Annotated in this window: 27 protein-coding genes; 16 read left to right on the top strand and 11 right to left on the bottom strand. The window is 62.1% G+C overall.

From position 1 onward, the window contains the following. Positions 1-73 precede the first annotated feature (73 nt). Positions 74-943 carry a branched-chain amino acid aminotransferase gene (locus tag P1U48_RS12885; RefSeq protein WP_301069448.1) on the bottom strand — a complete coding sequence of 290 codons (870 nt, stop codon included), beginning with the start codon at positions 941-943 and terminating at the stop codon, positions 74-76. 152 nt (positions 944-1,095) lie between these two features. Between P1U48_RS12885 and P1U48_RS12880 the strand changes: the two genes are divergently transcribed. The 3 genes from P1U48_RS12880 to P1U48_RS12870 all read left to right on the top strand — a co-directional run bounded on the left by P1U48_RS12880 (position 1,096) and on the right by P1U48_RS12870 (position 3,687). Continuing rightward, positions 1,096-1,620, top strand: coding sequence for a MarR family transcriptional regulator (locus P1U48_RS12880; RefSeq protein WP_301069446.1), 525 nt, complete (start codon positions 1,096-1,098; stop codon positions 1,618-1,620). Beyond that, entirely contained in the window at positions 1,617-2,330 is a 714-nt protein-coding gene (locus P1U48_RS12875; protein WP_301069444.1) for a response regulator, read from the top strand. The genes P1U48_RS12880 and P1U48_RS12875 overlap by 4 nt, the downstream gene beginning before the upstream one ends. A gap of 130 nt (positions 2,331-2,460) precedes the next feature. Next, positions 2,461-3,687: an MFS transporter gene (locus P1U48_RS12870; protein ID WP_301069442.1), complete on the top strand. Its 1,227-nt coding sequence runs from the start codon at positions 2,461-2,463 to the stop codon at positions 3,685-3,687. A 24-nt stretch (positions 3,688-3,711) separates the two neighbouring features. Here P1U48_RS12870 and P1U48_RS12865 read toward each other — a convergent pair whose 3' ends face one another. Beyond that, positions 3,712-4,626, bottom strand: coding sequence for a DMT family transporter (locus P1U48_RS12865; RefSeq protein ID WP_301069441.1), 915 nt, complete (start codon positions 4,624-4,626; stop codon positions 3,712-3,714). 132 nt (positions 4,627-4,758) lie between these two features. Here P1U48_RS12865 and P1U48_RS12860 point away from each other — a divergent pair, with 132 nt between their 5' ends. From P1U48_RS12860 to P1U48_RS12850, 3 genes are all read left to right on the top strand, one after another. Next, on the top strand, positions 4,759-6,264 hold the full coding sequence (locus tag P1U48_RS12860; protein WP_301069440.1) for a malonyl-CoA synthase: 1,506 nt from the start codon (positions 4,759-4,761) through the stop codon (positions 6,262-6,264). A gap of 101 nt (positions 6,265-6,365) precedes the next feature. Continuing rightward, the gene (locus tag P1U48_RS12855) at positions 6,366-6,932 is read left to right on the top strand and encodes a YHYH protein (RefSeq protein ID WP_301069498.1); all 567 of its coding nucleotides are present in this window, start codon (positions 6,366-6,368) and stop codon (positions 6,930-6,932) included. 453 nt (positions 6,933-7,385) lie between these two features. Next, positions 7,386-8,528 carry a Hint domain-containing protein gene (locus tag P1U48_RS12850; protein WP_301069438.1) on the top strand — a complete coding sequence of 381 codons (1,143 nt, stop codon included), beginning with the start codon at positions 7,386-7,388 and terminating at the stop codon, positions 8,526-8,528. A gap of 201 nt (positions 8,529-8,729) precedes the next feature. Here the strand turns inward: P1U48_RS12850 and P1U48_RS12845 are convergent, their stop codons facing one another. The 3 genes from P1U48_RS12845 to msrB all read right to left on the bottom strand — a co-directional run bounded on the left by P1U48_RS12845 (position 8,730) and on the right by msrB (position 11,457). Continuing rightward, the gene (locus tag P1U48_RS12845; protein WP_301069437.1) at positions 8,730-10,352 is read right to left on the bottom strand and encodes a hypothetical protein; all 1,623 of its coding nucleotides are present in this window, start codon (positions 10,350-10,352) and stop codon (positions 8,730-8,732) included. A 152-nt stretch (positions 10,353-10,504) separates the two neighbouring features. Next, the gene (gene msrA / locus P1U48_RS12840) at positions 10,505-11,011 is read right to left on the bottom strand and encodes a peptide-methionine (S)-S-oxide reductase MsrA (RefSeq protein ID WP_301069436.1); all 507 of its coding nucleotides are present in this window, start codon (positions 11,009-11,011) and stop codon (positions 10,505-10,507) included. Beyond that, positions 11,008-11,457 carry a peptide-methionine (R)-S-oxide reductase MsrB gene (gene msrB / locus P1U48_RS12835; RefSeq protein WP_301069435.1) on the bottom strand — a complete coding sequence of 150 codons (450 nt, stop codon included), beginning with the start codon at positions 11,455-11,457 and terminating at the stop codon, positions 11,008-11,010. The genes msrA and msrB overlap by 4 nt, the downstream gene beginning before the upstream one ends. Positions 11,458-11,696: 239 nt before the next feature. On the opposite strand from msrB, the gene P1U48_RS12830 reads away from it, so the two are divergent. Further along, positions 11,697-12,527, top strand: coding sequence for a hypothetical protein (locus P1U48_RS12830; RefSeq protein ID WP_301069434.1), 831 nt, complete (start codon positions 11,697-11,699; stop codon positions 12,525-12,527). Positions 12,528-12,577: 50 nt separating this feature from the next. Beyond that, positions 12,578-12,979, top strand: a complete 402-nt coding sequence (locus P1U48_RS12825; RefSeq protein WP_301069433.1) for a hypothetical protein — start codon at positions 12,578-12,580, stop codon at positions 12,977-12,979. A gap of 47 nt (positions 12,980-13,026) precedes the next feature. On the opposite strand, the gene rlmN is transcribed toward P1U48_RS12825, so the two are convergent. Together rlmN and P1U48_RS12815 are read right to left on the bottom strand one after the other, a co-directional pair. Next, a complete protein-coding gene (gene rlmN / locus P1U48_RS12820; protein ID WP_301069432.1) occupies positions 13,027-14,235 on the bottom strand; it encodes a 23S rRNA (adenine(2503)-C(2))-methyltransferase RlmN in 1,209 nt (402 codons plus the stop codon). A gap of 60 nt (positions 14,236-14,295) precedes the next feature. Then, positions 14,296-14,673 carry a DUF1304 domain-containing protein gene (locus P1U48_RS12815; protein ID WP_301069431.1) on the bottom strand — a complete coding sequence of 126 codons (378 nt, stop codon included), beginning with the start codon at positions 14,671-14,673 and terminating at the stop codon, positions 14,296-14,298. A gap of 186 nt (positions 14,674-14,859) precedes the next feature. Here P1U48_RS12815 and P1U48_RS12810 point away from each other — a divergent pair, with 186 nt between their 5' ends. Continuing rightward, positions 14,860-15,519, top strand: coding sequence for a hypothetical protein (locus P1U48_RS12810; RefSeq protein ID WP_301069430.1), 660 nt, complete (start codon positions 14,860-14,862; stop codon positions 15,517-15,519). A gap of 42 nt (positions 15,520-15,561) precedes the next feature. Here the strand turns inward: P1U48_RS12810 and P1U48_RS12805 are convergent, their stop codons facing one another. After that, positions 15,562-16,089 (bottom strand): invasion associated locus B family protein, encoded by a 528-nt coding sequence (locus P1U48_RS12805; protein ID WP_301069429.1) that lies wholly within the window; start codon positions 16,087-16,089, stop codon positions 15,562-15,564. Between the two features lie 171 nt (positions 16,090-16,260). Here P1U48_RS12805 and P1U48_RS12800 point away from each other — a divergent pair, with 171 nt between their 5' ends. From P1U48_RS12800 to P1U48_RS12785, 4 genes are all read left to right on the top strand, one after another. Then, positions 16,261-17,265, top strand: a complete 1,005-nt coding sequence (locus tag P1U48_RS12800) for an asparaginase (protein ID WP_301069427.1) — start codon at positions 16,261-16,263, stop codon at positions 17,263-17,265. Between the two features lie 117 nt (positions 17,266-17,382). Then, a complete protein-coding gene (locus P1U48_RS12795) occupies positions 17,383-17,955 on the top strand; it encodes a carboxymuconolactone decarboxylase family protein (RefSeq protein WP_301069425.1) in 573 nt (190 codons plus the stop codon). Positions 17,956-18,040: 85 nt separating this feature from the next. Next, on the top strand, positions 18,041-19,069 hold the full coding sequence (locus P1U48_RS12790) for an amidohydrolase family protein (protein ID WP_301069424.1): 1,029 nt from the start codon (positions 18,041-18,043) through the stop codon (positions 19,067-19,069). A gap of 165 nt (positions 19,070-19,234) precedes the next feature. Further along, complete coding sequence (locus P1U48_RS12785) at positions 19,235-20,143, top strand: phosphotransferase (protein ID WP_301069423.1); 909 nt, start codon at positions 19,235-19,237, stop codon at positions 20,141-20,143. Here P1U48_RS12785 and ubiB read toward each other — a convergent pair. After that, the gene (gene ubiB, locus P1U48_RS12780) at positions 20,140-21,675 is read right to left on the bottom strand and encodes a 2-polyprenylphenol 6-hydroxylase (RefSeq protein WP_301069422.1); all 1,536 of its coding nucleotides are present in this window, start codon (positions 21,673-21,675) and stop codon (positions 20,140-20,142) included. The genes P1U48_RS12785 and ubiB overlap by 4 nt on opposite strands. Before the next feature lie 3 nt (positions 21,676-21,678). Continuing rightward, positions 21,679-22,422 (bottom strand): bifunctional demethylmenaquinone methyltransferase/2-methoxy-6-polyprenyl-1,4-benzoquinol methylase UbiE, encoded by a 744-nt coding sequence (ubiE, locus tag P1U48_RS12775; protein WP_301069420.1) that lies wholly within the window; start codon positions 22,420-22,422, stop codon positions 21,679-21,681. Positions 22,423-22,514: 92 nt separating this feature from the next. On the opposite strand from ubiE, the gene mutM reads away from it, so the two are divergent. Then, complete coding sequence (mutM, locus tag P1U48_RS12770; RefSeq protein ID WP_301069419.1) at positions 22,515-23,366, top strand: bifunctional DNA-formamidopyrimidine glycosylase/DNA-(apurinic or apyrimidinic site) lyase; 852 nt, start codon at positions 22,515-22,517, stop codon at positions 23,364-23,366. 60 nt (positions 23,367-23,426) lie between these two features. Beyond that, positions 23,427-24,203 (top strand): enoyl-CoA hydratase, encoded by a 777-nt coding sequence (locus tag P1U48_RS12765; RefSeq protein WP_301069418.1) that lies wholly within the window; start codon positions 23,427-23,429, stop codon positions 24,201-24,203. 153 nt (positions 24,204-24,356) lie between these two features. Here P1U48_RS12765 and P1U48_RS12760 read toward each other — a convergent pair whose 3' ends face one another. Continuing rightward, complete coding sequence (locus P1U48_RS12760; protein WP_301069416.1) at positions 24,357-25,220, bottom strand: alpha/beta hydrolase; 864 nt, start codon at positions 25,218-25,220, stop codon at positions 24,357-24,359. 158 nt (positions 25,221-25,378) lie between these two features. On the opposite strand from P1U48_RS12760, the gene P1U48_RS12755 reads away from it, so the two are divergent. Next, positions 25,379-26,173, top strand: coding sequence for an SDR family NAD(P)-dependent oxidoreductase (locus tag P1U48_RS12755; RefSeq protein WP_301069415.1), 795 nt, complete (start codon positions 25,379-25,381; stop codon positions 26,171-26,173). Positions 26,174-26,275: the final 102 nt, after the last annotated feature.

Here is a 26,275-nt window from a genome sequence, read left to right as displayed (position 1 = left end):
CCCCCCCCCCCCCCCCCCCCCCCCCCCCGCGACTCCTTGGCGCCGTCCCCGGGACGGCGCAATCCAATCGGGATCAGCTGCGCACCAGCTTCTCGTAGCTCTCGGCGATATCCCGCGCCAGTGCGCCGACCTCAAAGTTGAACTCGCCGATCTGCCCGACCGGGGTGACCTCGGCGGCGGTGCCGGTCAGCCAGCATTGCTCAAAGCTTGCCAGCTCTTCGGGCATGATATGGCGTTCGTGGACCTTGATCTGTTTGGCATCCAGCATGCCGATCACCGTCTGGCGGGTGATACCGTTAAGAAAACAATCCGGTTTCGGCGTGTGCACTTCGCCATTCTTCACGAAAAAGATGTTCGCCCCGGTCGCCTCGGCCACATAGCCGCGGTAATCCATGAACAGCGAATCCGAACAGCCCTTGGCCTCGGCGGCGTGTTTGGACATGGTGCAGATCATATAGAGACCGGCGGCCTTGGCATGCACCGGGATGGTTTCCGGGCTGGGCCGTTTCCATTTGCTGATGTCGAGCTTGGCGCCCTTGAATTTGGCATCGCCGTAATAATTGCCCCATTCCCAACCGGCGATGGCCAGCCGCACCGGGTTGCGTGCCGCCGAGACACCCATGTCCGGGCCGGCGCCGCGCCAGGCGACCGCGCGGACATAGGCATCGGTCCAGCCATTGGCGGCCAGCATCGCGTATTTTGCGGCCTCGATCTCTTCGACCGTGTAGGGGATTTCGAAATCCAGCAATTGTGCCGAGCGGCGCAGGCGTTCGGAATGTTTCACCCCTTCAAAGATCTTGCCGTTGTAGCAGCGTTCGCCCTCGAACACCGAAGAAGCATAATGCAACGCATGGGTCAGCAGGTGGACATTGGCATCGCGCCAGTCGATCAGCTTGCCGTCCATCCAGATTTTGCCGTCGCGGTCATCATATGCGCCGTCCATCGCCTTGGTCCTTTCAACGCGCCCATGCCGGGCTAGATTTTCATTTATTGCGCCGATTATGGCCGATATGGACATATTATTGCGCTGAAGATGCGACTCGCTAACAAATGACCCTTGGAATGTCAACAAGGCTGACTTAAGATGACATTGGGATGAGCATCAACAGGCACGGCATAAGCATCGGCGAGGTCAGCAGCGGAGACGCCCTGCTGTTCCTGACGGATGAGCAATTGCGCCAGGGGATCGAGGCGATGTTCTTTGCCTATCGCGGCTTTACCTCGGCGCCGGATGCGATCCTTGAGGGGCTCGATTATGGCCGCGCCCATCACCGGGCGCTGCATTTCATCGCCCGGGGTCAGGGGATGAAGGTCAAGCGGCTGCTGGATATTCTGGGCATCACCAAGCAATCGCTGAACCGGGTCCTGCGTTCGCTGATCGAGGATGGTCTGGTCGACAGCCGGGTCGGGACCGCGGACAAACGTGAACGTCATCTCTATCTGACCGAGGCCGGTGCGGCGCTTGAAGCACGGCTCTCTGAGGCGCAGCGCCGCCAGATGCGCGCCGCCTATCGCCAGGCCGGGCCCGAGGCAGTGGCAGGGTTCCGCATGGTGCTTGAGGCGATGATGGATACCGGCATGCGCGCGGCCCATGCCTCGCTCCGCGATGGCGGCACATGAGCGATCCAAATCCGCACCTGTTGGTGGTCGATGACGATGAACGCATTCGCGATCTGCTGGCCAAATTCCTGGTGCGCAACGGCTTTCTGGTCACCACCGGGCGGGATGCCGACCATGCCAGGCGGCTGTTGTCGGGTCTGGAATTCGATCTGATCGTGCTCGACGTGATGATGCCAGGCGTCGATGGCATCACCCTGACCCGGCAATTGCGCGATTCCATCGCCACGCCGATCCTGCTGTTGACCGCCAAGGGCGAGGCCCGCGACCGGATCAACGGGCTCGAGGCCGGCGCCGATGATTATGTGACCAAACCGTTCGAGCCGCGCGAGCTGCTGCTCAGGATCAACGCGATCCTGCGCCGGGTGCCCGAGGCAACGGCTGACCGCGCCACGCCCAAGGCGCTGCATCTGGGGCCGATCCGCTATGATGTCGACAAGGGCGAGATGTGGCGCGGCGGCGATCTGGTGCGGCTGACATCGACCGAGAACCAGCTGATGCGGATCTTTGCCGCCCATCCCGGCGAGGCGCTGTCACGCTTACGGCTGGTCGAGGATCTGGGCCGTGCCTCGGGCCGGGATGGCGGCAAGGCGCAGGAGCGCGCCGTCGATGTGCAGATCACCCGGTTGCGCCGCAAGATCGAGGACGATCCGAAACAGCCGCGCTATCTGCAAACGGTGCGCGGCGCGGGCTATATGCTGGCCCCGGATTAAATCGCACCTCGCGCCTGAAATCCCATTTTCGATTGGACCGAACGGTCTATTTTTTGATTGCACTCGCCGGCCGGTTGGTTAGTGTGCGCCGGTCGGCCGGAGGGCCGCGAGTATCGAACAGGATCCCGTGATGGCCATCAAGCCCGAAATCCGCGCGGTACTGCCCATCCTGATCGGTGCCTCGGTAATGCTGAGCCTGACCATGGGACTGCGGCAGAGCCTGGGGTTGTTCATGCCCGCGATCACCAGCGACATCGCAGTGACGGTCACCCAATTCACCCTTGCCGTCGCGATGCAAAATCTGTGCTGGGGCATTTTTCAACCGCTGGTCGGATCACTGACCCCGCGATTTGGCTATCGGCCGATCATGGTCGCGGGCGGAATCGCCTATCTGGCCGGGTTGATCTGCCTGATGCTGGCACAGGAATTCTGGTCGGTGGGGCTGGGCGCCGGAATTCTGATCGGGCTGGGCATGGCCTGTTCCTCGACGGCGCTGTCGATGGCGGTTGCGGCGCGGACGGTTCCAACCTCGATCCGCTCGATGGTGCTGGGCATGGTGTCGGCGGTTGGGTCGCTGGGCGCGCTGATCGCGGCGCCGCTGGGGCAAATGGTGATGCAGGCCGCAGACTGGCGCTGGGCGCTGGCGGTGTTCTGCCTGATGGCGCTGCTGATCCTGCCGGCAGCCTGGACCGCCGGGCGGGTCGACAAGCTGCCACCGCCGCCAGCAATGCCGGATTCAGCCGATGACAAGACCCTCAAGGACGCGCTGCGGATGGCGCTGACCGATCTGCCGTTCCTGGTGATGACCACCACCTACTTCGTCTGCGGCATGCAGTTGATCTTTCTGCTCACCCATCTGCCCAGCTATCTAAAGCTCTGCGGCCAGGATCCGATGCTCGCCGCCAATGTCTTGGGAATCATCGGCGGGATGAACGTGCTGGGCAGTCTGTTCTTTGGCTGGGCCGGCGGACGCTGGAACAAGCAGGTCCTGCTGGGCATTATCTATCTTTCCCGGTCGCTGTTGATGGCCTGGTACTTCCTGCGTTGGCCGACCCCGGAAAACACCGTGATCTTTGCCGCTGGTATGGGCTTTTTCTGGCTCGGGGTTGGGCCATTGGTGGCGGGGTCCGTGATTGACCGGTTCGGGCTGCGCTGGCAGGCGATGCTGCAGGGTGTGACGTTTTCCTGGCACCAGATCGGCAGCTTCCTAGGCGCGCTCGGCGGTGGCCTGGTGTTCGATCTGTTCGGAAATTACGATCTGGCGCTGAAATTCGGGATCAGCCTGGGCCTGTTCGCCGGGATCGTGCAGATCATCGTTGCCCTGTCGCTGACGCCGAAAACACCACTGCCCGCCTGACACCACTGATCAGCCGATTGCCCTTCAGAGCGGCGTTTTGGCCTCCTGGGCCCGGCCCCGTTGCAGTCCGAGATACCGTTCGCGCAGGATGATCGCCACCCCTGCAGAGATGACCAGCGTCGCGCCGAGCAGCGTTTGCACCGTCGGCACCTCGCTGAACAGGAAATAGCCTATCAGCACCGCAAAGATCATCGAGGCATAGTCGAACGGCGCCACCAGCGAGGCATCGGCAAAGCGGTAGGCCGAGGTCAGCAGGATCTGTCCAATACCGCCGACCAGACCGCAGGAAATCAGAACAACCCACTCCCAGCCACTCGGCAGCACCCAGCCGAAGGGCAGCGAGATCAGCGCGATCGCCGAAGAGGTGAGCGAAAAGAAAAACACGATCGCCGAGGTCTGTTCGACCTGCACCATGTTGCGGATATGGATCTGCGACAGCGCCCCGCAGAGCGCCCCAAGCAGCGCCAGAACCACCCCAAGCATTGCGCCGGTTTGCACCGCATCACTATCGGCTATCGTCAACCGGGGCTGCATCACCACCATGACCCCGATCAGGCCGAAGATCACCGCGCCAAAGCGATAGCCCCCGACCTTTTCATGGAGGAACATGAAGGCAAAGACCACCACCAGCAGCGGCTGCGCATAGCCCAGCGCCGTCACCTCGGGCAGCGGCAACAGCAGCACCGCACCAAAGGTCGACCCCATCGCCAGAGAGCCGAGGATGCCGCGCAGGACATGGGCGGGCACCGATTTCACCTTGAAGCCGCTGCGCAGATCGCCGCGCATCGCCAGCCAGAAAATGATCACCGGCATCGCAAAGAAGGAGCGAAAGAACACCGCCTCGCCCGCTGGAACGTGTGAGGCTTTGATCAGGGCGAACATGGTGATGAAACACATCACCGCCCCGAGTTTAAGAACGATTCCGCGAAGCGGTGACATAGCTTGGCCTTGTTGGGCTTGATTGTTCCTTCCGTTTTTGTCGGCTTCATCGGACAAGGTCAATCGCATTGATGGCCTTGCAATTGACTGATCCGGCTTCATATAGGGCATACTAATTTCTAGAGGGCCGCCATGTATGAAGAAAACCACCTGCTGACCAGCCTGGCGCATCAGGCGCAACAAGCCCCCGACCGGGTGTTCGCCCGCCGCGCGGGCCTGCCCGACACCAGCCGCGCCGACCTCTTTGACGGCGCCGAGCGGATTGCCGCGGCGCTGCTCGAAGCCGGGCTGAACGATGGCGACCGGGTTGCGGTCCAGGTGGAAAAGTCGCTGGAGGCGGTGCAGCTTTATCTCGGGACGGTTCTGGCTGGCGGCGTGTTCCTGCCACTGAACACCGCCTATACGGTGTCCGAGCTGGCCTATTTCCTTGGCGATGCGACCCCTAGCGTGGTGGTCTGTGACCCGGCGAAGCGCGATGCGATTGCACCGCTGGCCCCCGGCGCCCATGTCTTTGACCTGGCCAGCGACGGCAGCGGCAGCTTGATGCAGGCGGCGGCGACAGCCGGGTCCTTTACCACGGCCAGGCGCGGCCCGGACGATCTGGCGGCGATCCTTTACACCTCGGGCACCACCGGCCGCTCGAAGGGTGCGATGCTGACCCATGCCAACCTGCTGTCGAATGCCGAAACCCTGCGCGATTTCTGGCACTTTACCGATGCGGATGTGCTGATCCACGCGCTGCCGATCTTTCACAGCCATGGGTTGTTCGTGGCCACCAATACGGCGCTGCTGGCAGGAGCGGCGGTGATCTTCATGCCCGGTTTCGACCCCGAGGCGATCCTGGATGCGATGCCCGAGGCGACCGCGATGATGGGGGTGCCGACGTTCTATACCCGGCTGCTGCAAAACACCCGGCTGACGCCACAAACCGCACGCAACATGCGGCTGTTCATCTCGGGATCGGCGCCGCTGCTGGCCGAAACCCATCGGCAATGGGAAGCGGCGACCGGCCATCGGATTCTGGAACGCTATGGCATGACGGAAACCAATATGAACACCTCGAACCCCTATGAGGGCGAGCGGCGGGCGGGCACCGTTGGCCTGCCGCTGCCGGGGGTCGAACTGCGGATCATGGCCGATGGCGCCGAGGTCGCGCCGGGCGATATCGGGGTGATCGAAGTGCGCGGCCCGAACGTGTTCAAGGGCTATTGGCAGATGCCGGAAAAAACCGCCGAAGAACTGCGCCCGGATGGCTGGCTGATCACCGGCGACCTGGCGGTGCAGGATGCCGATGGCTATGTCTCGATCGTCGGGCGGGCCAAGGACCTGATCATTTCGGGCGGCTACAACGTCTATCCGAAAGAGGTGGAAGAGGCGATCGACGACCTCGAAGGGGTCGAGGAAAGCGCCGTCATCGGCCTGCCGCACCCGGATTTCGGCGAAGGCGTGGTGGCGGTGGTGGTCGCCAATGGCGCGGTGACCGAGGCGGATATCGCCGGGGCGCTGGCGCATTGCCTGGCCAAGTTCAAACAGCCCAAGCACATCTTTATGGTCGATGAATTGCCACGCAACGCGATGGGCAAGGTGCAGAAGAAAGAACTGCGCGACCGCTATGCGGGATTGTTCGCGACACAGTAAGGTCGGGCACTAAGGTATCCACGATTGCGACCTGCGGACGCCTGGTTGGCTGCTGCTGCAGTTTGCTGGCGTCGCGAATAACCTACTCCTTGCTGCAGAGCATGCATTTTCCAACGTCGCCTCGCATGGCCCAAACGGTGACCGGCGGTCTGATGACTGTCGGGGTGTCAGTTACCGGAGTTCCAATTCGTCCCTACACGGCGGGCTATTATGACCCGAATGGGCGTCGAGGAATCAGCCAGGACCCGTCCAGCGGGTGGCGTCAGCAAGCCATGCACAACCCCCGCAGCCTGGGCATGGACGATCAAAATGCCCATGTCGACAGATCAGGTTTGTATCATTACCACGGCGTTTCTACTGATTTGATCGCGTCCCAAGGTGGCCAGTTGATTGGATACGCGCCGGATGGATTCGAGATAAAGTATAGCCCCTCGACGGCAACCTCTTCATGGCAGTTGAAATCAGGGATGCGCCCAAACCCTCCAGGCGATGCATATGACGGAACCTACGAGCAGGACTTCGAACATATCGTCGGAAGCGGGACGCTCGACGAATGCAACGGGCGCATATTGAACGGCACCTATACCTATTTCGCCACGGATACCTACCCCTACTTCCCGCGTTGCTTCAAAGGCGAAGTGACCCCGGAGTTCATGACGAGAAATTAAATGTGCTCGGACCTTTTGACGGAATGCGCGATGCGTGAATCGAGCCGTGTCCTTTGCTGTCTGGTGTCGTGGACTTTTTTCAAAGTAAATGAATGAGTGTGCAGCAATCAAACAATTGCCATTGGCGGCAGGTTTGTCCGCATAGCTGACATCCAGAACACCACGCGCCAGTGCAATACCCGCACCACAAGCAACAAAACGGCCCACCAATCGGCGGGCCGTCTGCATTTTGTCGTATTGCAGCGCGCAACCCGACAATGGCGCCTTGAATCCCGATATTGCAAATGCTGCGGTTTGTCTAAACAGCCACGCTGCAAGGCAAAGGCGGATTGGCCGGATTCCACACCATTTATGGTATGTTATGCTGTACACAACTAGGGATAGCCTGGGCGCATAGGTGGGGGATCTGAGGTGGCATATAATATAGATCTTTCGGCCATTTTTCTCGGCAACATGCCCGATATCGACACCGATGAGTCCAACTACACCATCGAAAACAAGGCCAGCTTGCTGGGCACCTATGGCTCGGACGCCAATCCGCTCAAGGAAGATGTCGTAACAATCGATTCAGACAGTCCAGTGGATGATCTGGATCTGGATCATCACGGAACCGGCTACGGCACGCTGACCTATGATGTTGGCGCCGGGCCTGTGACCACGAGCCTTGATAGTATCGTGCTGTACGAAACGCTGGTCACGTTCATGGACGGCAGCATGGCCAAGGTAAAGCTTGATGTCATCCAGACCACCAATGGCGACGTCTTTGCACTGCCCTGGGACGGGTACACCATCCTTGGCAGTCAGGGGATCAAAAGCTTCAAGCTGGCTGGCGTGGATAGCGACGGATATGCAGGGATCTACCAGTCCGATTACGACGAGGTACAGTTCGTCTGTTACGCTGAAGGCACATTGATCAAGACACCTGAAGGCGAGCGTCGGGTGGAGAGCCTGACACCCGGCGACCGCGTCAACACCCTCGACCATGGGCCGCAAACTGTCCGATGGACCCGCAGCCACACCCATCCGCTGGACGGGCGCGAGGACGCGACCAATCCGGTGCTTGTCAAGGCCGGTGCATTGGGCCGGAACCTGCCCGCATACGATCTGGTCGTGTCGCCGCAGCACCGCATTCTTGTCGGCGGTGGCGGACAGTTGCAGCGGGTCTTCGCCAGCGAGGCCTTCGTGCCCGCAAAATCCCTGACGGAGCTGCCGGGCATCCGCCGCATGAGGCGCAAAAGGGAAATCACCTGGGTTCACTTCGCCTGCGACCGGCACGAGGTTGTCACCGCCAATGGCGGCCTGGCTGAATCATTGTTGTTGGGGCCATTGGCCATGACCGCCTTGAACGCCGCCGAGCGGCAGGAGGTGACCGAAATATTCGGGGCTGCCCTGACGCCCGATGCGGCTCTGAACGGCCCGCCTGCCCGGGACTGCCTGACCGTGAGCGCTGTGAAACGCAATCTTGCCAAGTATCTCAAGGACAAGGGGCGTCCTGAGCGCAACCAAATCAGCAGATGGGATATGGCCCCTGCGATGAAGGCATTCGAAGCCGAGTCGTTGCCTCAGCCCCGCGCCGAGATACTCTGCGGCGGGTAGGCCGCGTTCTGCCTTCGATTGGGCAATGCATTCTTTACGCCTTTGATGCCGCAAAGGCCGCTGGCGATGGATGCGGCGCGAAATCTCAGGCCGAGTGTGTAACTGAGATCCAGATCCCGACGCCCTGGGGCAGAACCTCTGCCATGCTGTGCAAACGGCGCGCTGGTTGGCAGGCCGTTTGCATTGATCCGGCACTGAACCTTAGCGGAACAGCTTTTGCAGCAGCGACACCGACAGCACGATCTTGGGGTCGCTTTGCGAGGTCATCGAATTCACCCCATAGGCACCCAGCGCATTGGTGGCGTGCAGGCTGACCTCGATCGGGGCATTCGGCACCCGGGCCTTGGCCCCGGCCGCCCAGATATGGGCGCCGTTGTTGCGCAGGGTGTATTCGCCGATCAGGGTGATGTTCTTTGACACGGTGAAATTCGCGCCGAAGCCGAGGCCGAGCTCTTCGTTATTGCCGTAGAGCGCCAGCTTCGGCACCAGCTTGATCGCGGTGCGGGAATTCAGCTCGCGCATCACCGGCAGGGCGGCAAAGAACACGCCGCGCTGGTTCAGGTCACGGCCCATCGAAACGCTCAGCGCCAGCGACACCGGGTCGCCGTCGATCTGTTCGAGGAATTGCTGTTTGGCATGGCCGGTCCAGCGGTCGCGGCCGCTCAGCAATTTGCCGATCGAGCCGCTGCCGTCATTGGCGATGCTTTCATAGCTGAACCCGACCTCGGTGAAATGGTCGATGGCCAGCATCGCCCGCATGCCATAGGCGCCGTGGGTGCCGCCAAAGGCGGTCAGCTCGCCGGTGCCACGTTCGCGGATCCGGGCACCAAGCAGGGTAAAGCCGTCACCGGCAAAGGACCGCTGATCATCGGTGACCCGGGTCTCGGGCCGGCGGCCATAGGGCAAACGCTCAGACGAGCCACGGCCGAAAGTGTAGCCAAATTTCAGCCCGATCACCAGGAAATCGCCGTCCGGGAAATGGGTCAGCACACCGGTGGTGCGGGTCACACCGATGCCATTGGTGGCATAGGCTTCAATCGACGAATTCGGGGCGACGTTGTAGCGCCCGCCAAAGGTGACGACGGGACGGCGGCCATAGCTGCCATCCGAGAAAATCGTATTCGCCCCGGTCAGCGGCTGGGTGATTGTGCCATAGACCAAAGTGCGCGGCGTCGGTTTCCACGACAGACCGGCACCGATGCTGGCGACCTTGCCATAGAACCGGCTGCCGCCGCGGCTGTTCGGAAAAATCGAAATCCCCGGCGTCAGATGCGCCTGCAGGGTCGGGGTGATGTCATAGGTCAGCGGCAAATGCGCCGAGCCGATCATCAGGTATTTGTTTGCGGTGCTGCCAAAGAACGGCGCCTGAAAGCGCATCATTTCCGCCGCAACCTGGGCCGAAACACTCAGCCGCCCGCCCTGATAGAGACGCAGCTTGGCGCTCAACCCGCCACCGGTCATCTTGGATCCGCCAGTGTAACCGGCAATCGGCTTGACCGGCGGATCGACGAAATGCTGGTAGGCGACGCCGAATTCCAGCCCGTCGATCGGGGCATAGGCCAGCCGGGCATAATACAGCTGGTTGCCGGTGCCGGGGGTGGAAATCGACGGGTCGGCCTGCAGGGTGCCGCCATCCAGTTTGAAGGTGCCGCGCGGCAGGAAATTGGAGGTGGAGAAATTCTCGAAATCGTTCGGTTGCAACTCGTAGGGCGAGGCAACCTCTTCGGCCATCGCCACCGGCGCCTGGATCAAGACCGCCGCCAATCCAACCAATCTGAGGGTCCGGACCAGGCTGAGGCCCGCCCCAGTTGCAAATCGTGTCATTCCATTCTCCCACAATGCCGACCGGGTGCCGGCCTGTTCGCTTGCGGGCAAGTTCTGTGACTCAGCCGATTCCCGCAAGGCTCGCGGGCAAATTAACTTGGCGATGTGGCAAATGCGGCAGTGCGGCACCGAATCCGGCCACCGGCGCGCGCCTATTCGGCGGCGCGGCGGGGCAACACCCAGTTCGGGCGCGGGAAATGGCAGGTATAGCCATTTGGAATCCGCTCAAGGTAATCCTGATGCTCCGGCTCGGCCTCCCAGAAGTCGCTGGCCGGTTCGACCTCGGTCACCACCCGTCCGGGCCAGATGCCAGAGGCCTCGACATCGGCGATGGTGTCCCGGGCGGTGTGCTGCTGCGCCGCATCGAGATAATAGATCGCCGAGCGATAGGACAAGCCGAGGTCATTGCCCTGCCGGTTCAACGTGGTCGGGTCGTGGATCTGAAAGAAGAATTCGAGGATCTGGCGATAGCTGATCGTGCCGGGGTCAAACCAGATCTCGATGGCTTCGGCATGGCTGCCATGGTTGCGGTAGGTCGCGTTGGGCACGTCACCGCCGGTGTAACCGACCCGGGTGCGTTGAACCCCGGGCAGCCTGCGGATCAGATCCTGCATACCCCAGAAGCAGCCCCCTGCCAGAATTGCGCGCTGTGTGGTCATTGCCCGTCCTCCACCTGATCGAGATAGGCGCCATAGCCTTCGGCCTGCATGTCATCGCGATGCACGAACCGCAGCGAGGCGGAGTTGATGCAATAGCGCAGCCCGCCCCGGTCGCGCGGGCCGTCGGGAAACACATGGCCAAGATGGCTGTCGCCATGGGCGGAGCGCACCTCGACACGGATCATCCCGTGGCTGGCGTCCCGCAATTCGGCGACATGGGCCGGTTCGATCGGCTTGGTAAAGCTGGGCCAGCCACAGCCACTTTCATATTTGTCAGACGAGGCAAACAGGGGTTCGCCCGACACCACGTCGACATAGATCCCCGGTTTCTTGTTGGACAGATAGACGCCGGTCCCCGGTCGCTCGGTGCCGCTTTCCTGGGTCACCCGGAATTGCTCCGGGGTCAGCGCCGCGATGGCGTCGGGATCTTTGCGGTAGGCGGTCATCGGCATCACTCCTCAATCACCGGGTATTAGATGGCAGCACCGCGGCAAAAGAAAACCCCTGTTTCACTCCCGTCGCCCAGTCGTGACCCGCAAGGCGCGTGCCGTGCGGCTTCCTCTGGTCAAAAATATGGGGCATATCCCCTCAGCATAGGTTGTCACTGACGCCAATGCGCGTCAATTTTGTTGCAAAATCGCGAAAGGGCTGCAAGCCTAATCTCCTTTCACATTGGAGGTCTTCAATGATTCTACACCTATTTCGACTTTCGTTATCGGAGCGAAACGCTCCAAACTTATTTGAAGAGAACGACACAAGGTTTCAACTCCTTGAGAGGATCGACTATCTATTCAAGTGGTTTGGCGATGCATTCAGCTACGAGCCGAGAAAGGGAGTATTCCTGAGATTCATTCCAACTCAGATTGACGATACGGTCATTGCCGGTATCGTTGCTCGGCAGATTAACGAAATTAAGCACTCTGATGAAGACGACCCATTTCGTGAAATTGAAGGTATTGAATGGGAAACAGCAAACCTGTTTTTAAACGTCGGGGATGACGAGCAAGTCGTTGGGGTGGAGCAGAACAGAAAAATATCAGCACAGCCACGAACATTAATTCAAGATCTTGTAACGGCTATTAATGAAGTGTCCAAACCAGGTGGTTACAAGATAGATGTATTCCCGGTTCATGATGGCGAAGAGTTTTGGCAAGCAGTGAACAGCTATGGCGGCCCTATAACCAGCCTTACATTCGATCTGGTTGTTCCGAACCCACCTGACACGACGAGCCCAACAAAAGAAGCAATGTGTGCCTTGCAAGAAAAGCTAAAAATGCGGAGCGTGAAGGAGACCTACGGGAACCAAGATGGGTTGGACCTGCATAATGATTTCGTTGAAGACCGCGAAAAATATGCTGCCGCTGGCGGCGGGGACGTTGTAGCGAAAAGCAGCAACGAAACCGTTTTTAGCTCTAAGGACAGCGTGAAAAAGATCGAAGTAGACGACGATTTCAGGGCATCTGGCACGAAGAAGGATGGACTAGCTGACTCTATGCGAGATAGACTCAAGAGATGAGAGAAGGACCATCCATCACGTTGATACTCTCTGCTGTAGGGGGCCTCGTCGTGTCTATTGGTTGGCCCTCATTTCTTGCTGACAACAACTTTCTTATTAATTTCGTGAACCACGAATATATTAATGTTATTGCGGTTCTGGTAACTGTAAGCATGGTTTCTGTTATACAGATTCACCTAGAATATACACGAATTGAGCGCCGTTTTAAGGTTCGGGTTTTTGGAAAAGCCCGCGGTGCCGTGAATATCTCGGCAGTTGTGCTTTCATCAATGCTTGTCACTGCTTTTCTACTATCGTTTCTTCGCGCTGATTTGGCTGATAACCCCGTAGCGGTTTCAATCATACATGTTGCCGCGCTTATGACGGTCCTAGAATGTATTTTTATTATGTACGATCTCGTCCAAACAGTATGCACGATGGCCGAGGAGGAGCCGATTGATGAAGAAAAATAGTCTCGCGGATGCAAGAGCGCACGGCGGGGGCAGCGCCCCCAGCCCGTTCAGCCCCCCAGCCCGGCCTCGGCGGCAATTTGCGCCCGGCTCTTGCGGGCCCGTTCGGTGGCGGATTTCAGCTGGCCGCAGGCGGCCATGATATCCTCGCCGCGCGGGGTGCGGATCGGGCTGGCATAGCCGGCCTTGTGGACGATATCGGCAAAGGCCTGAATCCGGTCCCAGTCCGAGCGTTCATAGGGCGCGCCGGGCCATTCGTTGAACGGGATCAGGTTGATCTTGGCCGGAATGCCGCTGATCAGCTGCACCAGCCGCCTTGCATCGGCATCGCTGTCGTTCACCCCCTTCAGCATCACGTATTCAAAGGTGATGCGTTCGGAATTGGACAGGCGCGGATAGTCACGCAGGGTGTCGAGCAGGGTTTCAATGTTCCAGCGCTTGTTGATCGGCACCAGCTTGTCGCGCACCGCGTCGGTGGTGGCATGAAACGACACCGCCAGCAGACAGCCGATTTCGGTCGCGGCGCGGGCGATTTCCGGCACCACGCCACTGGTCGACAGGGTGATCCGGCGTCGCGACAGGGCGATGCCTTCACCGTCCATTGCGATCCGCATCGCGTCGCGCACCGCCTCGAAATTATAGAGCGGCTCACCCATGCCCATCAGCACCACATTCGACAACAGGCGCGGGCCAGCGTCGCCGGTGCCCTTGCCAGGTTCAGGCCATTCGCCCAGATCGTCGCGCGCCAGCATGATCTGGCCGACGATTTCGCCCGCGGTCAGGTTGCGCACCAGTTTCTGGGTGCCGGTGTGGCAGAACGAACAGGTCAGGGTGCAGCCGACCTGGCTGGAAATGCACAGGGTGCCGCGATCACTTTCGGGGATATAGACGGTTTCGACCTCATGCCCGCCGGCGATGCGGACCAGATATTTGCGGGTGCCGTCTGCCGAAATCTCTCGGGTCACCACCTCGGGCAGCTCGATCACAAAGGTCTCAGCCAGCAGGCGGCGGAAATCCTTGCTGAGGTTGGTCATCACGTCAAAGTCGCGAACGCCCCAGTGATAGACCCATTGCCAGACCTGATTGACCCGCATTTTCAGCTGGTTTTCCGGCGTCCCGGCAGCCGCCAGCGCCTCCCGCATCCCGTCGCGAGTCAACCCGACCAGATTCACCCGGCCATCCCCCACCGCATCCTTGCGGGGGATTGTCACCACATCCTGGGTGATCGGCGCGCTGGCATGGGGCAGGGATTCGGACATTGGAAAGCTCCTACGGAAGTCCGGCCATATATGGGATCCGCGCGCAAATTGAAACAGGGCTCAGCCCAGGATCAACACCAGCCCGATCAGTCCCGGCAGCGCCTGAATGACCGCACCGATGCGCAGTTTCGAGGTCAGCGCCAGGGTCAGCCCGGCAACCAGAACGAACAGGCAGATGAATGTCGCCAGCGTCACCGCGCCGCTGGTTGCAGCCCAGACCGCCCCGAGGGCGATCATCAGGTTGTAGACAGCCTGGTTGACGAACAGCACATCCAGCGCCCGCGCCTCGGCGGCGCGATCGAGGCGGCTGCCCGGGTTGATCTTGGGCAACAGGGCCTGGCTCAGCGCAGGCCGTTTCCACAGAAACGCCTCGCCGATGTAGAACAGCGCGTGCAACGCCGCGATAATCCACAGGATGATGACCAAAGTTGATGACATCATGTTCCCTCCACGCTTGAATGAAACGGTGCTTTGCGGCCTTCCAACTGTCAAGCCAACCGTCGCAAGACGCTGTGTCAGCGGATTCCGGCACCTGGCCACGCGGTTTTGAGCGATCCAGCGCATCGTCGGGTGAAACGTGCTAAGGTTTGCGGCAACAACCGCCTGAGTCCGGGAACCCGACGCATGATGAAACTGATTTTGGCGGCCACTCTGGCTCTTGGCGCAGATGGCGCGCTGGCGGCTGGCAGCCGCCATGAGGCAGCGCCGAAACCGCTTGAAAAGCCGGTGATGAAATCCGAGGCGCCAGAGGGCTGGGCCCGGGCAAAATCACAGCAACCGGCGGAAAAGATCGCCGCCCCTGATCTGTTTCTCGATAGTTTGCTGAACCGGGATGCACTTGGCAGCCGTCGGGCCGAGCGGATCAGAGAGTTTCGCGGGCCGATCCCGCCACGGCGAAAGCTGACCCTGGATCGGGACCTTTACGATTTCCTGTTCAACTTTGCCTTTGAGGCCGAGTCAGGCCGTCCCTATTACCTTTTGTTCAAAACCAGATCTTCGCGGCTGAGCTTTGTGGTGCCGGGCAGCAAACCGGCGCGGCTGGGAACCCTGGTGCTGGCTCGGGATGGCACCGCGCTGATGGCCGTCGGACATCTGACCTCGCATGGGTCCTGGCGGATTCACGGGGGGCGGTTGGCGATCACCCTGCCGATCATCGACAATGGTCGTGAACGCAACGGGCCGGTCGTCGTGGGAACCAAGAGAACCGGCGCCAACGGTTCCAGAGTCCGGTTTTCCTGGGCCGGGTTCGAATTCGAACCGCAACAAGCCGAATGGGGACGGTAAGCGGTGATCGCGGCTGACAGAGCCAGCCGCGACGGTCATCCGTCATTGGCAGCGTTTTTCCGCCTCTTCGACCGCTGCGGTAAAGCCGAGCAGCGAAAAGGTATCCTTGGTCTGGGTGCCACGCCCGGACACACCGGACACCACCGCAGACGTGCCACGCCGCAGCGCCGTCAGGATCTTGGCGTCCTCGGCCGGGGATGCGGCCCAGGCCCATTCGCCTTCGGTGAACAGCTCAAACTCGGTGCCATCGACACTCAGGTTGACGGTTGAGCGGTCGCGGAACGGATAGCCGCCGGTAAAGGTCACCTGCCCGGCAACCCCTGCGCCGGGGCGGAAGAAGGTCATCAACAAAATGTCAGACCGGCGCACCGAAACCACGCGACCGTCCTTGGTGTTCACGGTTTCCTTGGGCGCGGATACTGCCCAGCATTCCTTGGGATCGCTTTCGACGAACACGCTCCAGTCGGTTTTGGCCGCGACCTGATTTTCGCTGCTACCCTGTGCATAGGCGATGTTCGTCCCAGCGATTGCGACCAGTAGTGCCGCAATCCCGGCTACCTGTTTAATCATTGCCCAGCCTCCAAGCTGTCTTGCGCCTCTCGTTCAATGATCCGCGCGGTCGTTGAGCGACCTTGTTGGCAGCGAACCATTTCCATCTCGATTACTCTACATTAGCGTAAAACGCGCCACCGGTGAAAGGCCGGATGGCGATTTTTCGCCAAGATTTGAGGATGTGAGAGCATGTCTGCTTCTGTGCCACTGGTCGAGGTCACGCGTGGGCCATTTGTCGAATGCGTTCACAGCGGTCACGCGGTGATCTGCAACAGCCGCGGCGAGGTGGTCCGCGCCTGGGGAAATCCTGATCTGACAATCCTGCCGCGGTCCTCCTGCAAGATGATTCAGGCGCTGCCGCTGGTCGAAAGCGGGGCCGCCGATGCCGCCGGGCTGAGCACCCGGCAGCTGGCGCTGTCCTGTGCCTCGCACAATGGTGCGGCGATCCATGTCGGCCCGGTGCGCGCGTGGCTGTCGAGCATGGGGCTGGGCGACGACGATCTGCGTTGCGGCCCGCAAGAGCCGAATGACCGCGACGAGCGCGACGCGCTGATCCGCGCCCATGAGGCACCCTGTCAGGTGCATAACAATTGTTCCGGCAAGCACCTCGGGTTTCTGACCCTGAACCGGCACCTTGGCGGCGGCAGCGAATATGTCGGTCTGGATCACCCGGTGCAGCTGGCGGTGCGCGCGGCGTTCGAGGAGGTGACCGAAGAGACCAGCCCCGGCTATGGCATCGACGGCTGTTCGGCGCCGAATTTCGCCAGCTCGCTGACCGGGCTGGCCCGGGCGATGGCCGGTTTCGCAGCGGCCCGACCGGGTGGCGGCCTGCGGGCCGAGGCGCAATCGCGGCTGGTGCAGGCAATGATGACACATCCGGAACTGGTGGCCGGCGAGGGTCGCGCCTGCACCGGCCTGATGCGCGCCATGCATGGGCGGGCGGCGGTCAAGACCGGGGCCGAGGGGGTGTTTGTCGCTATTCTGCCGGATCTGGGATTGGGCGTCGCGGTGAAAATCACCGATGGCGCGACCCGCGCATCCGAATGCGCCACCACCGCGATCCTGACCGGGCTGGGCGTGCTCGACCCGCAGGATCCGGCCGCGCAGTGGTTTGGCCATGCACCGCTGGCCAACCGGCGCGGCATTGTCGCCGGTGAGGTGCGCCCGGCGGCAAGCCTGACCTCGGGCTGGTAGGCGGGGGCCTCTCGGCGCCGTCGCCGCGCTACAAGTTTACTCTTTCGAAGCTTCGGTCAATTGTCCTACCATGCGGTCAACCCCGGTTCTCCGGGACATGGAGGAGGAGAAAAACCCATGATGAACCCCGACAAGCTGCGGCTGAGCGCGCCCGATCCCGACAAGCTGAGCCCGCGTCAGCAGGAGGTCTATAATCAGATCCTCGCCACCCCGCGTGGCCGGGTGGTCGGGCCGCTGGCACTGTGGTTGAACAACCCCGATCTGGCCGAAGCCGCAACCGAGCTGGGCACCTATTTGCGCTATCGCAATTCCCTTGGCCCGAAACTGGGCGAATTGGCGATCATCACCACCGCCCGTTGCTGGGACGCCGAATTCGAATGGTTCGCGCACAAGCGGCTGGCGCTTGAGGCCGGGCTGGACCCGGCGATTGCCGATGCGATCCGCGCCCGCCGCGACCCGGAGTTTTCCGACCCCGAGGAAGAGGCGGTCTGGCGCTTCACCCTTGAGGCCTTCACCAACCCGCGCAAACAGGTCAGCGACGCGACCTATGCCAAGACGCTTGCAGTGCTGGGCAAACAGCGGATCGTCGATCTGGTGGCGCTGATCGGCTATTACAGCTTTGTTTCGGTGACGCTGAACAATTTCAACGTGATGCCCAACGAGGGCGAGACACTGGAATTGCAGGACTGAAATGACCAACCGCGCGGGGGCTATCGTGCCTCCGCGTTTGTTGCCATTCTATCGGCAAACGTGCGGCAACCGGGGAGGAGAACCCATGACCAAACGCGACAGCGTCGTGAACCATCCGCTGCGCGCCGATTGGCTGAACAGCCTGCACGAAGACATCATCGAACCCGATCTGCCGATCATCGACCCGCATCACCACCTGTGGGAGCGGCTGGACGGGTATCTGCTGGATGACATCACCGCCGATGTGCAATCCGGGCATAACGTGGTGGCGACGATGTTTGTCCAATGCCGTTATGCGATGCACGAAGACGGGCCCGAGGTGATGCGTCCGCTGGGCGAAACCGAGGCGGTGATGGCGATTGCCGAAGCGGCGGCGGCGCGCGGCGGTCCGACAAATTACTGCGCCGGGATCGTCGGCTTTGCCGATCTCGGGTTCGGGGCGGCGGTGGCCGAGATTCTTGAGGCGCATAAGGTTGCGGCCAAGGGCCGGTTCCGTGGCATCCGCCATATCACCGCGCATGAGCCGTCCTTCGACAGCCACCTGCAGCCGGTGGCGCCCGACCTGATGGCATCGCCGGAATTCCGTGCCGGCTTCGCCTGCCTGGCCCCTGCCGGGCTCAGCTTTGACGGCTGGCTCTATCACACCCAGATCCCGCAATTCACCGACCTCGCCTGGGCCTTTCCCGAGACCACGATGATCCTTGATCATGTCGGCGGGCCGCTGGGCATCGGCGCCTACCGCGGCAAGGGCGACGCGGTATTCGCCGACTGGAAGGCGGCGATGACCGACCTCGCCACCTGCCCGAATGTCAGCGTCAAACTCGGCGGGCTGGGGATGGAGATCACCGGCTGCACCTGGGCCGCGCAAGAAAAGCCGCCGGGTTCGCAGGCGCTGGCCGACAGTTTCCGCCCCTGGATCGATACGGTGATCGACCTGTTCGGCGCCGAACGCTGTATGTTCGAAAGCAATTTCCCGGTCGACAAGGCCTCTTGTTCTTACCCGGTGCTGTGGAACGCCTTCAAACGACTGGCCGCAGGTGCCAGCGCGACCGAAAAACGCGATCTGTTCCATGACACCGCCAAACGGGTCTATGCCCTGCCTGCCGCTGTTTGAACCGGGCAGCCACCGGCCGGCCGCGTTGATCGAGGATCTGGCGGTGACGGCCCCGCGACACCCGGCGAACCGGCCCGGACCGGGGCGCGTCGGCCTTGCCGCAGCGCCCGGCCTCGCCTAACCCTGCCGCAGCGCGCCAGTCCGGCGTGGCGGCACGAGGGGCTGATGGCAAGCGAACCGAACCGGGCAAGGGGCCAGCGCCCGCAGGCGCCGCCAGATGATCTGCGCCAGGTGCTGGAGCGCGACGGGCTGGTGCCGTGTGACCAAACCTGGAGCTGGCTGCACGGCGGGCGCAGCAATGCCAGTTGGCGGATCAGTGCCACCTCCGGCCCGGCGATGGTCGTCAAGCTCTATGGCCAGGCCGGGACCAATCCGCTGTTCCCCAATGACCCGCAGGCCGAAGCCAGCGCGCTGCGGCATTTGCAGGGCAGCGGCATCGCACCACAGTATCTGGCGAGCTGGGCCTCCGACCAGGGCCGGGCGCTGATCTATGCGATGGTCGAAGGGCCCTGCTGGTCGGAAGCGCCGGACGCGGTGGCGCGGTTGCTGACCCGGCTGCACCGGATGCCGCCGCCGCCGGGCCTGCGCCAGGTCCCCGATGGCAGCGCCGAAATCGCCCGCGACGGTGCCCGGATTCTGGCGCTCTGCGCCGCCGGACCGAAACGGGACCACCTCGCCGGATTGAGGCCAGTCGGCACGGCGCTCCCTGCCTCGGGGCGTCGGGCGTTCCTGCATGGTGACCCGGTTCCCGGCAATCTGATCGTCACCGACAGAGGCCCGGTCCTGATTGATTGGCAATGCCCGGCACAGGGTGATCCGGTCGAGGATATCGCGCTGTTCCTGTCACCGGCGATGCAGATCGCCTATCGCGGCAGGCCGCTGTCGGCGGAGGAAACCGCGCGGTTTCTGGCGGCCTATGCCGATCCCGACTGCACCGCGCGCTATCGGGCGCTGGCGCCGTGGTATCATTGGCGCATGGCCGCCTATTGCCTGTGGCGCGGCGGGGCCCATGACCCGATGGAACGCGCCGCGCTCAAAGCCGAGCTTGCGGCGCTGAGCGACCTGACGGGTTAACCCGCCAGCCAGACGATCAGCGTTTCGGCAGCCAGCCCCAGGGCCAGGCCCAACAGGCCCCAGACAATCCGACCCTTCCAGCGCGGCGGCTCTGGCGGTGTGTCATCGGCCATCTGATGGACCAACGCCCGCTCCACCAGGCCCGGCAGACGCGGGCCGAACCGGGCCAGCACCAGCGCCGTCTTGCGCAGATCGCGGGTCAGGGCGCGCGGCCCCAGATTGCTGCGGATGTAATCCTCGACCACCGGTTTGGCCGCTTCCCAGATATTGATCTGCGGATCGAGCGAGCGCGCGACCCCTTCGACCACCACCATGGTGCGTTGCAGCAGGATCAGCTCGGTCCTTGTTTCCATGCCAAAGCGTTCGGTGACCTCGAACAGATAGGACAGCAACCGCCCCATCGACATCCGCGTCGCATCCATGCCGAAGATCGGTTCACCCACCGCGCGCAGGGCGCGGGCAAACTCGTCGACATCGCGGTCGGCGGGCACATAGCCCGCCTCGAAATGCACCTCGGCGATGCGCCGATAATCGCGGCTGATGAACCCATAGAGGATCTCGGCATAGACCCGCCGGGTGTAATCGTCGATATGGCCCATGATGCCGAAATCATAGGCGATGATATCGCCATTCGCCGCGACCTTGAGGTTGCCCTGATGCATGTCGGCGTGGAAATATCCGTCGCGCAGCGCATGGTTCAGGAACAATTGCAGCACCCGCCGGGCCAGCGCCACGCGGTCGTGTCCGGCGCCATCCAGCACCGCATTGTCGCCCAGCGGCGCGCCCTCAGCCCAGCCCAGGGTCATCACCCGCCGCCCGCTGGCCAGCCATTTCACCTCGGGCAAGCAAAATCCGGCATCGCCCTTGGTGTTGGCGGCGAATTCGCTGGCACTGGCGGCCTCGAGCCGCAGGTCCAGCTCACCTTTGACCACCCCTTCGAAATGGGCGATCACCTCGGTCGGACGCAGCCGCCGCGAGGCGGGGGACAGCATCTCGATGAACCCGGCGGCAAAATAGAAGGCGTCGATATCCTTGCGGAACGCCCGTTCGATACCGGGCCGCAGCACCTTGACCGCGACCTCTTCGCCGGTTTCGGCCAGACGCGCCCGGTGCACCTGTGCGATCGAGGCAGCGGCGACCGGTTCGGAGAATTCCGAAAACACCTCGGCCAACGGATGGCCCAGCTCTGCCTCGACGGCACTGCGGGCGGCGGCGTTTGGAAACGGCGGCAGTTTGTCCTGCAGGATCCGCAATTGCAGCGCCAGATCATCACCGACCAGATCCGGGCGGGTCGACAGAATCTGACCGAATTTGATATAGGCCGGGCCCAGCGCGGTCAGCGCCCTTGTGGCGGGCGGCATCGCCGGATCACCGCGCATCCCCAGCCACTGGATCGGCCAGCCGATGATCCGCGCGGCAAAGCGCAACAGCGGCGGTGCCTCATAGGCATCCAGGATGATCTTCATCGCGCCGGTGCGTTCCAGCGTCGCGCCGGTGCGGGCCAGCCGCCAGATATTATGCGGTCCGCGCATCGCCTAGAGCTTCCATCCGGAATGCAGCGCGGCGATGCCGAGGCTCAGATTGCGGTATTTCGCCTGTTCGAACCCGGCGGCGCGGATCATCCCCAGAAATGTCTCCTGATCGGGAAAGCGGCGGATCGATTCCACCAGATATTGATAGGAGTCGCGATCCTTGGCGATCGCCTGCCCCATCGCCGGGATCATGTTGAAACTGTAGCGGTCATAGAGCCATTGCAAACCCTCATTCGGGATCTGGCTGAATTCCAGCACCATCAGCCGCCCGCCGGGTTTCAACACCCGAAACGCCTCATCCAGGGCGACCTGCGGCTGGGTGACGTTACGAATGCCAAAGCTGATGGTATAGACGTCGAAACTGTTGTCGGCGAAGGGCAGCGCCATCGCATCGCCAACCACCCAATCCAGGCTGTCCGCCATCTGGTCGGCTTCGGCCCGCTTGCGCCCCTCGGTCAGCATCGGTTCGGTCAGGTCCAGCACCGTCGCATGGCCCGATCCGGCGCGTTTCAGAAAGCGGAACGAAATGTCACCGGTGCCCCCGGCCACGTCCAGCAGGCGCTGACCGGCGCGCGGCGCCAGCCAATCCATCATCGCGTCCTTCCAGACCCGGTGAATGCCCAGGCTCATCACATCGTTCATCACGTCGTATTTCGACGCGACCGAACCAAACACGCCGCGCACCCGCCCGGCCTTTTGATCCTCGGGAATCTCCTGAAACCCGAAATGGGTGGTTTTCTGGTCCATCGCTCTTGCGCTTTCTGCAACCTGTCCCCTCTTATAGGGCGCCCCGGCGCCGCTGCAATGCGGTGCTGGCGTCGCGGCCACAGGAGACTGAGATGCCCGAACTGCCCGAGGTCGAAACTGTGCGCTGTGGCCTGGCCCCGGCGATGGAGGGCGCGGTGATTGCCCGCGCCGAAATCAACCGCCCGGATCTGCGCTGGCCGTTCCCGCCGGATATGGCCGCGCGGCTGACCGGCCAGCGGGTTTTGCGGCTGCGGCGACGCTCAAAATACATCCTTTGCGATCTGTCGGGCGGCGAAACCCTGCTGATCCATCTGGGCATGTCGGGGCGGATGCTGGTCTCTGGCGATCCGTTGGGCCGCTTTGTGCATGACCACCCGGCACCGCAGAAACATGATCATGTGGTGCTGGAAATGGACAATGGTGCCCGCATCACCTTTAACGACCCGCGCCGCTTCGGGGCGATGGATTTATTCCCGGTTGCGGCGGAACAGGATCACAAACTGATTGCGCATCTGGGGCCGGAACCGCTCGGCAACGGCTTTTCCGGGCCCTATCTGGTGGCGGCTCTGGCCGGGCGCGGCACGCCGATTAAATCGGCGCTTCTGGATCAGAGAATCGTCGCCGGGCTGGGCAATATCTATGTCTGCGAAACCCTGTTCCGGGCGGGCATCAGCCCAACGCGTCCGGCGGGGCGGATCGCCGCGGCCCGGGTTGCCGGGCTGGTGCCAATCATCCGCGATGTGCTTGCCGAAGCGATTGCCGCCGGGGGATCCTCTTTACGCGATTTCCGGCAGGCGGATGGCGAATTGGGTTATTTTCAAAAGAGTTTTGACGTCTACGGGCGTGAGGGCGCGGGGTGCAAAACCCCAGGCTGCGATCGGCAGATTCAACGAATCGTGCAATCCGGGCGCTCTTCATTCTATTGTCCAAGCTGCCAAAGATAACTTGAAAGGACGGCGCAACCTGCTAGGGACTGCCTCCGACACAGACTGGAGAGCCGCCACATGGCTTACGAAACGATCACCGTCGAAACCGAAGACCACATCTGCCTGATCCGGCTGAACCGACCGGATGCGCTGAACGCGCTGAACGACGTGCTGCTCAGCGAATTGGTCGACGCGCTGGAGGCGGCGCAGAGCAATGACAAGGTGCGCTGCATCGTCCTTGCCGGGTCGGAAAAGGCCTTTGCCGCCGGTGCCGATATCAAGATGATGGCGACGAAGAGCTTTGTTGACGTCTTTGCGGGCGATCTGTTTTCGCCCGAGGCGGATGCGATCACGCGGATCCGCAAGCCGATCATCGCAGCCGTGTCGGGCTATGCGCTCGGCGGCGGTTGCGAATTGGCCATGATGTGCGATTTCATCATCGCCGCCGACACCGCCAAGTTCGGCCAGCCTGAGATCAACCTCGGCGTCGTCGCCGGCATGGGCGGCACCCAGCGCCTGACCCGCGCGGTGGGCAAGGCCAAGGCGATGGACATGAACCTCACCGGCCGCTTCATGGACGCGAACGAGGCCGAGCGCGCCGGGCTGGTCAGCCGGGTGGTCCCGGCGAAAAAGCTGATGGAAGAAGCGATGGGCGCGGCACAGAAGATCGCCGAGAAATCGATGATCACGGTGATGGTGGTAAAAGAAGCGGTGAACCGCAGCTTTGAAGTGCCGCTGCGCGAGGGTCTGCTGTTCGAACGCCGGGTGTTCCACGCGCTGTTCGCGACCGAGGATCAAAAGGAAGGCATGGACGCCTTTCAGGAAAAACGCGCCGCGCAATTCCGCGACAAGTGACTCCCGCCGGGACCGGTGAAACTCACGGCCCCCGCTTCCTCTGGTTGAAAATATCCCGGGGGTGAGGCCGTCAGGCCGAGGGGGCAGCGCCCCCTGCCCGACTCAGACGAGGGCCCGACTCAGACGAGGGCCCGGCTCAGACAAGGGCCCGGCTCAGTCCAGGCGCCGCATCAGAATGTCATTCACCTGATCTGCGGCCTGATACTGCACCCAGTGGCCCATGTCAGGAATGACATGGAACTCCGAACCCGGCTTGATCCGCTCGACATTCGCCTGCCGCTCGTCCAGATGCTTTCTGGCGATCGCGTCTTCTGATCCGTAGATCACCGTCAGTTGACCCGGCCAGGCTTCGATTTCGCCCAGCAGGTCCAGGTTATGGAACAGCCCGCGCTTCCTCGGCCGGGCCTTTTCAGCATGGGCCATCTGGATCGCGGTGGCCTCATCCGTCACGCTCTCCGCGCCGGTCAGCATCAGCAGACCGACATTGTGGGCATGGGCTGCGACACGGTGCTCGGGCACCGGCATGCCGCGCCACTTGCGCAATTTCCCATCCACGCCGCTGCGCCCGCCCAGAAGCGGCGAGCCGACCAGGGCATAGGCGTCGACCCCGGTTTCAATGTATTTCAGGCACAAAGATCCGATCACGCTGCCAAAGGAAAACCCGGCGCCGCGCACCGGTTCGCCACCGGCAAGTTCGTCGATCCCGGCAGCAACAAGCTTGGCAAGCTCCTGCAGGTCGTCGGTGTCAAAGGTCTCGCTGTCACCGGCAGAGGGCAGGTCGGCGGCCATCACCCGAAAGTTCCGCGACAGCCATTCGATATTGCGCGCCCAATGCATCCACGAACCGTGACCGCCATGGAGCAGGTAAAGCGGCTTGCCCTCGCCCCAGACATGCCACTGGATCCCGATCCCGCCAGCACGGGTCACCGGCTTTTCGGCACTGTCGTCCAGCGCCTGTACCCAGTCAGGCAATGTCGGGATATCGGGTTCGTCGAGATAGTCGCTGTCGGAAAGCATGAAAATGTCCTGTATTTTGTGAGCTGGAATGTAGTAACCGGCCGGACGGTTGGCAATCGCCCGGTATACCGATTTCACGCATTTGGTGCGGTTCTGCATTTTCGCTGGTCTCTGCCTGTTCACATCCTAATCTGCGCTCAAAGCAGAGGAGGGAAACCATGCGGTTCAAGGATGTCTCGGCCATTGTCACCGGCGGCGCTTCGGGAATCGGCGCGGCATTGGCGCGGGCGCTGGCGGCAGAGGGCGCGCGGGTCACCGTGGCCGACCTCAACGCAGCGGCGGCCGAGGCCGTCGCGCAAGAGATTGGCGGGCTCGCGGTGCCGACCGATGTGCGCGACCGCAGCGCAATGGCCGATCTGATCGCGGCGGCCGAGGCCCGGCATGGGCCAATCGGGTTGATGTGTTCGAATGCCGGCATCGCCAATGGGGTGGACACCAGCTTCAGCAATGCCGCCGGGGCCGATTCCTCAGACTGGCAGCGCGCCTGGGAGGTCAATGTGATGGCCCATGTCCATGCCGCCGCGCTGCTTCTGCCGGGCATGATCGCGCGTGGCGAGGGCCGCTTTCTGCATACGGTCAGTGCGGCGGGCCTGCTGAACCAGATCGGCAGCGCCATCTATGGCACCACCAAACACGCCGCCGTCGGCTTTGCTGAAAACCTGGCGATCAGTCACTATTCCGCGGGAATCCGGGTCTCGATCCTCTGCCCGCAGGGGGTGGATACCCCGATGCTCGACGAGATGGGCGGCGATGGCCGCTCCGGGCCGCAAGCGGGCGATGGGCTGATCACCGCCGAAGCTTGCGCCGCCGCCGCCCTGAACGGTCTGGCCGAGGGTCGCTTTGCGATCCTGCCGCATCCGCAGGTGGGCGAGTATATGACCCGCAAGACCGCCGATTATGACCGCTGGATACTCGGCATGGCCAAGCTGCAGAACCGGCTCTACGCGGTATAATCCTTGCCCGCCTGTCCAATGGTTTCAGCAAGAAGCTGGAAAACTAAAGTGGTCCCATCTTTTCGGACAGGTTCGCAGCGTTTCCAAGGTGTATCGGGTTTA

The sequence above is a fragment of the Pseudooceanicola sp. genome (assembly GCF_029213205.1).
Lineage (GTDB): Bacteria > Pseudomonadota > Alphaproteobacteria > Rhodobacterales > Rhodobacteraceae > Pseudooceanicola.
Note: the sequence above shows the minus strand (reverse complement) of the source record. Positions and strands in the feature narration are given on the sequence as shown.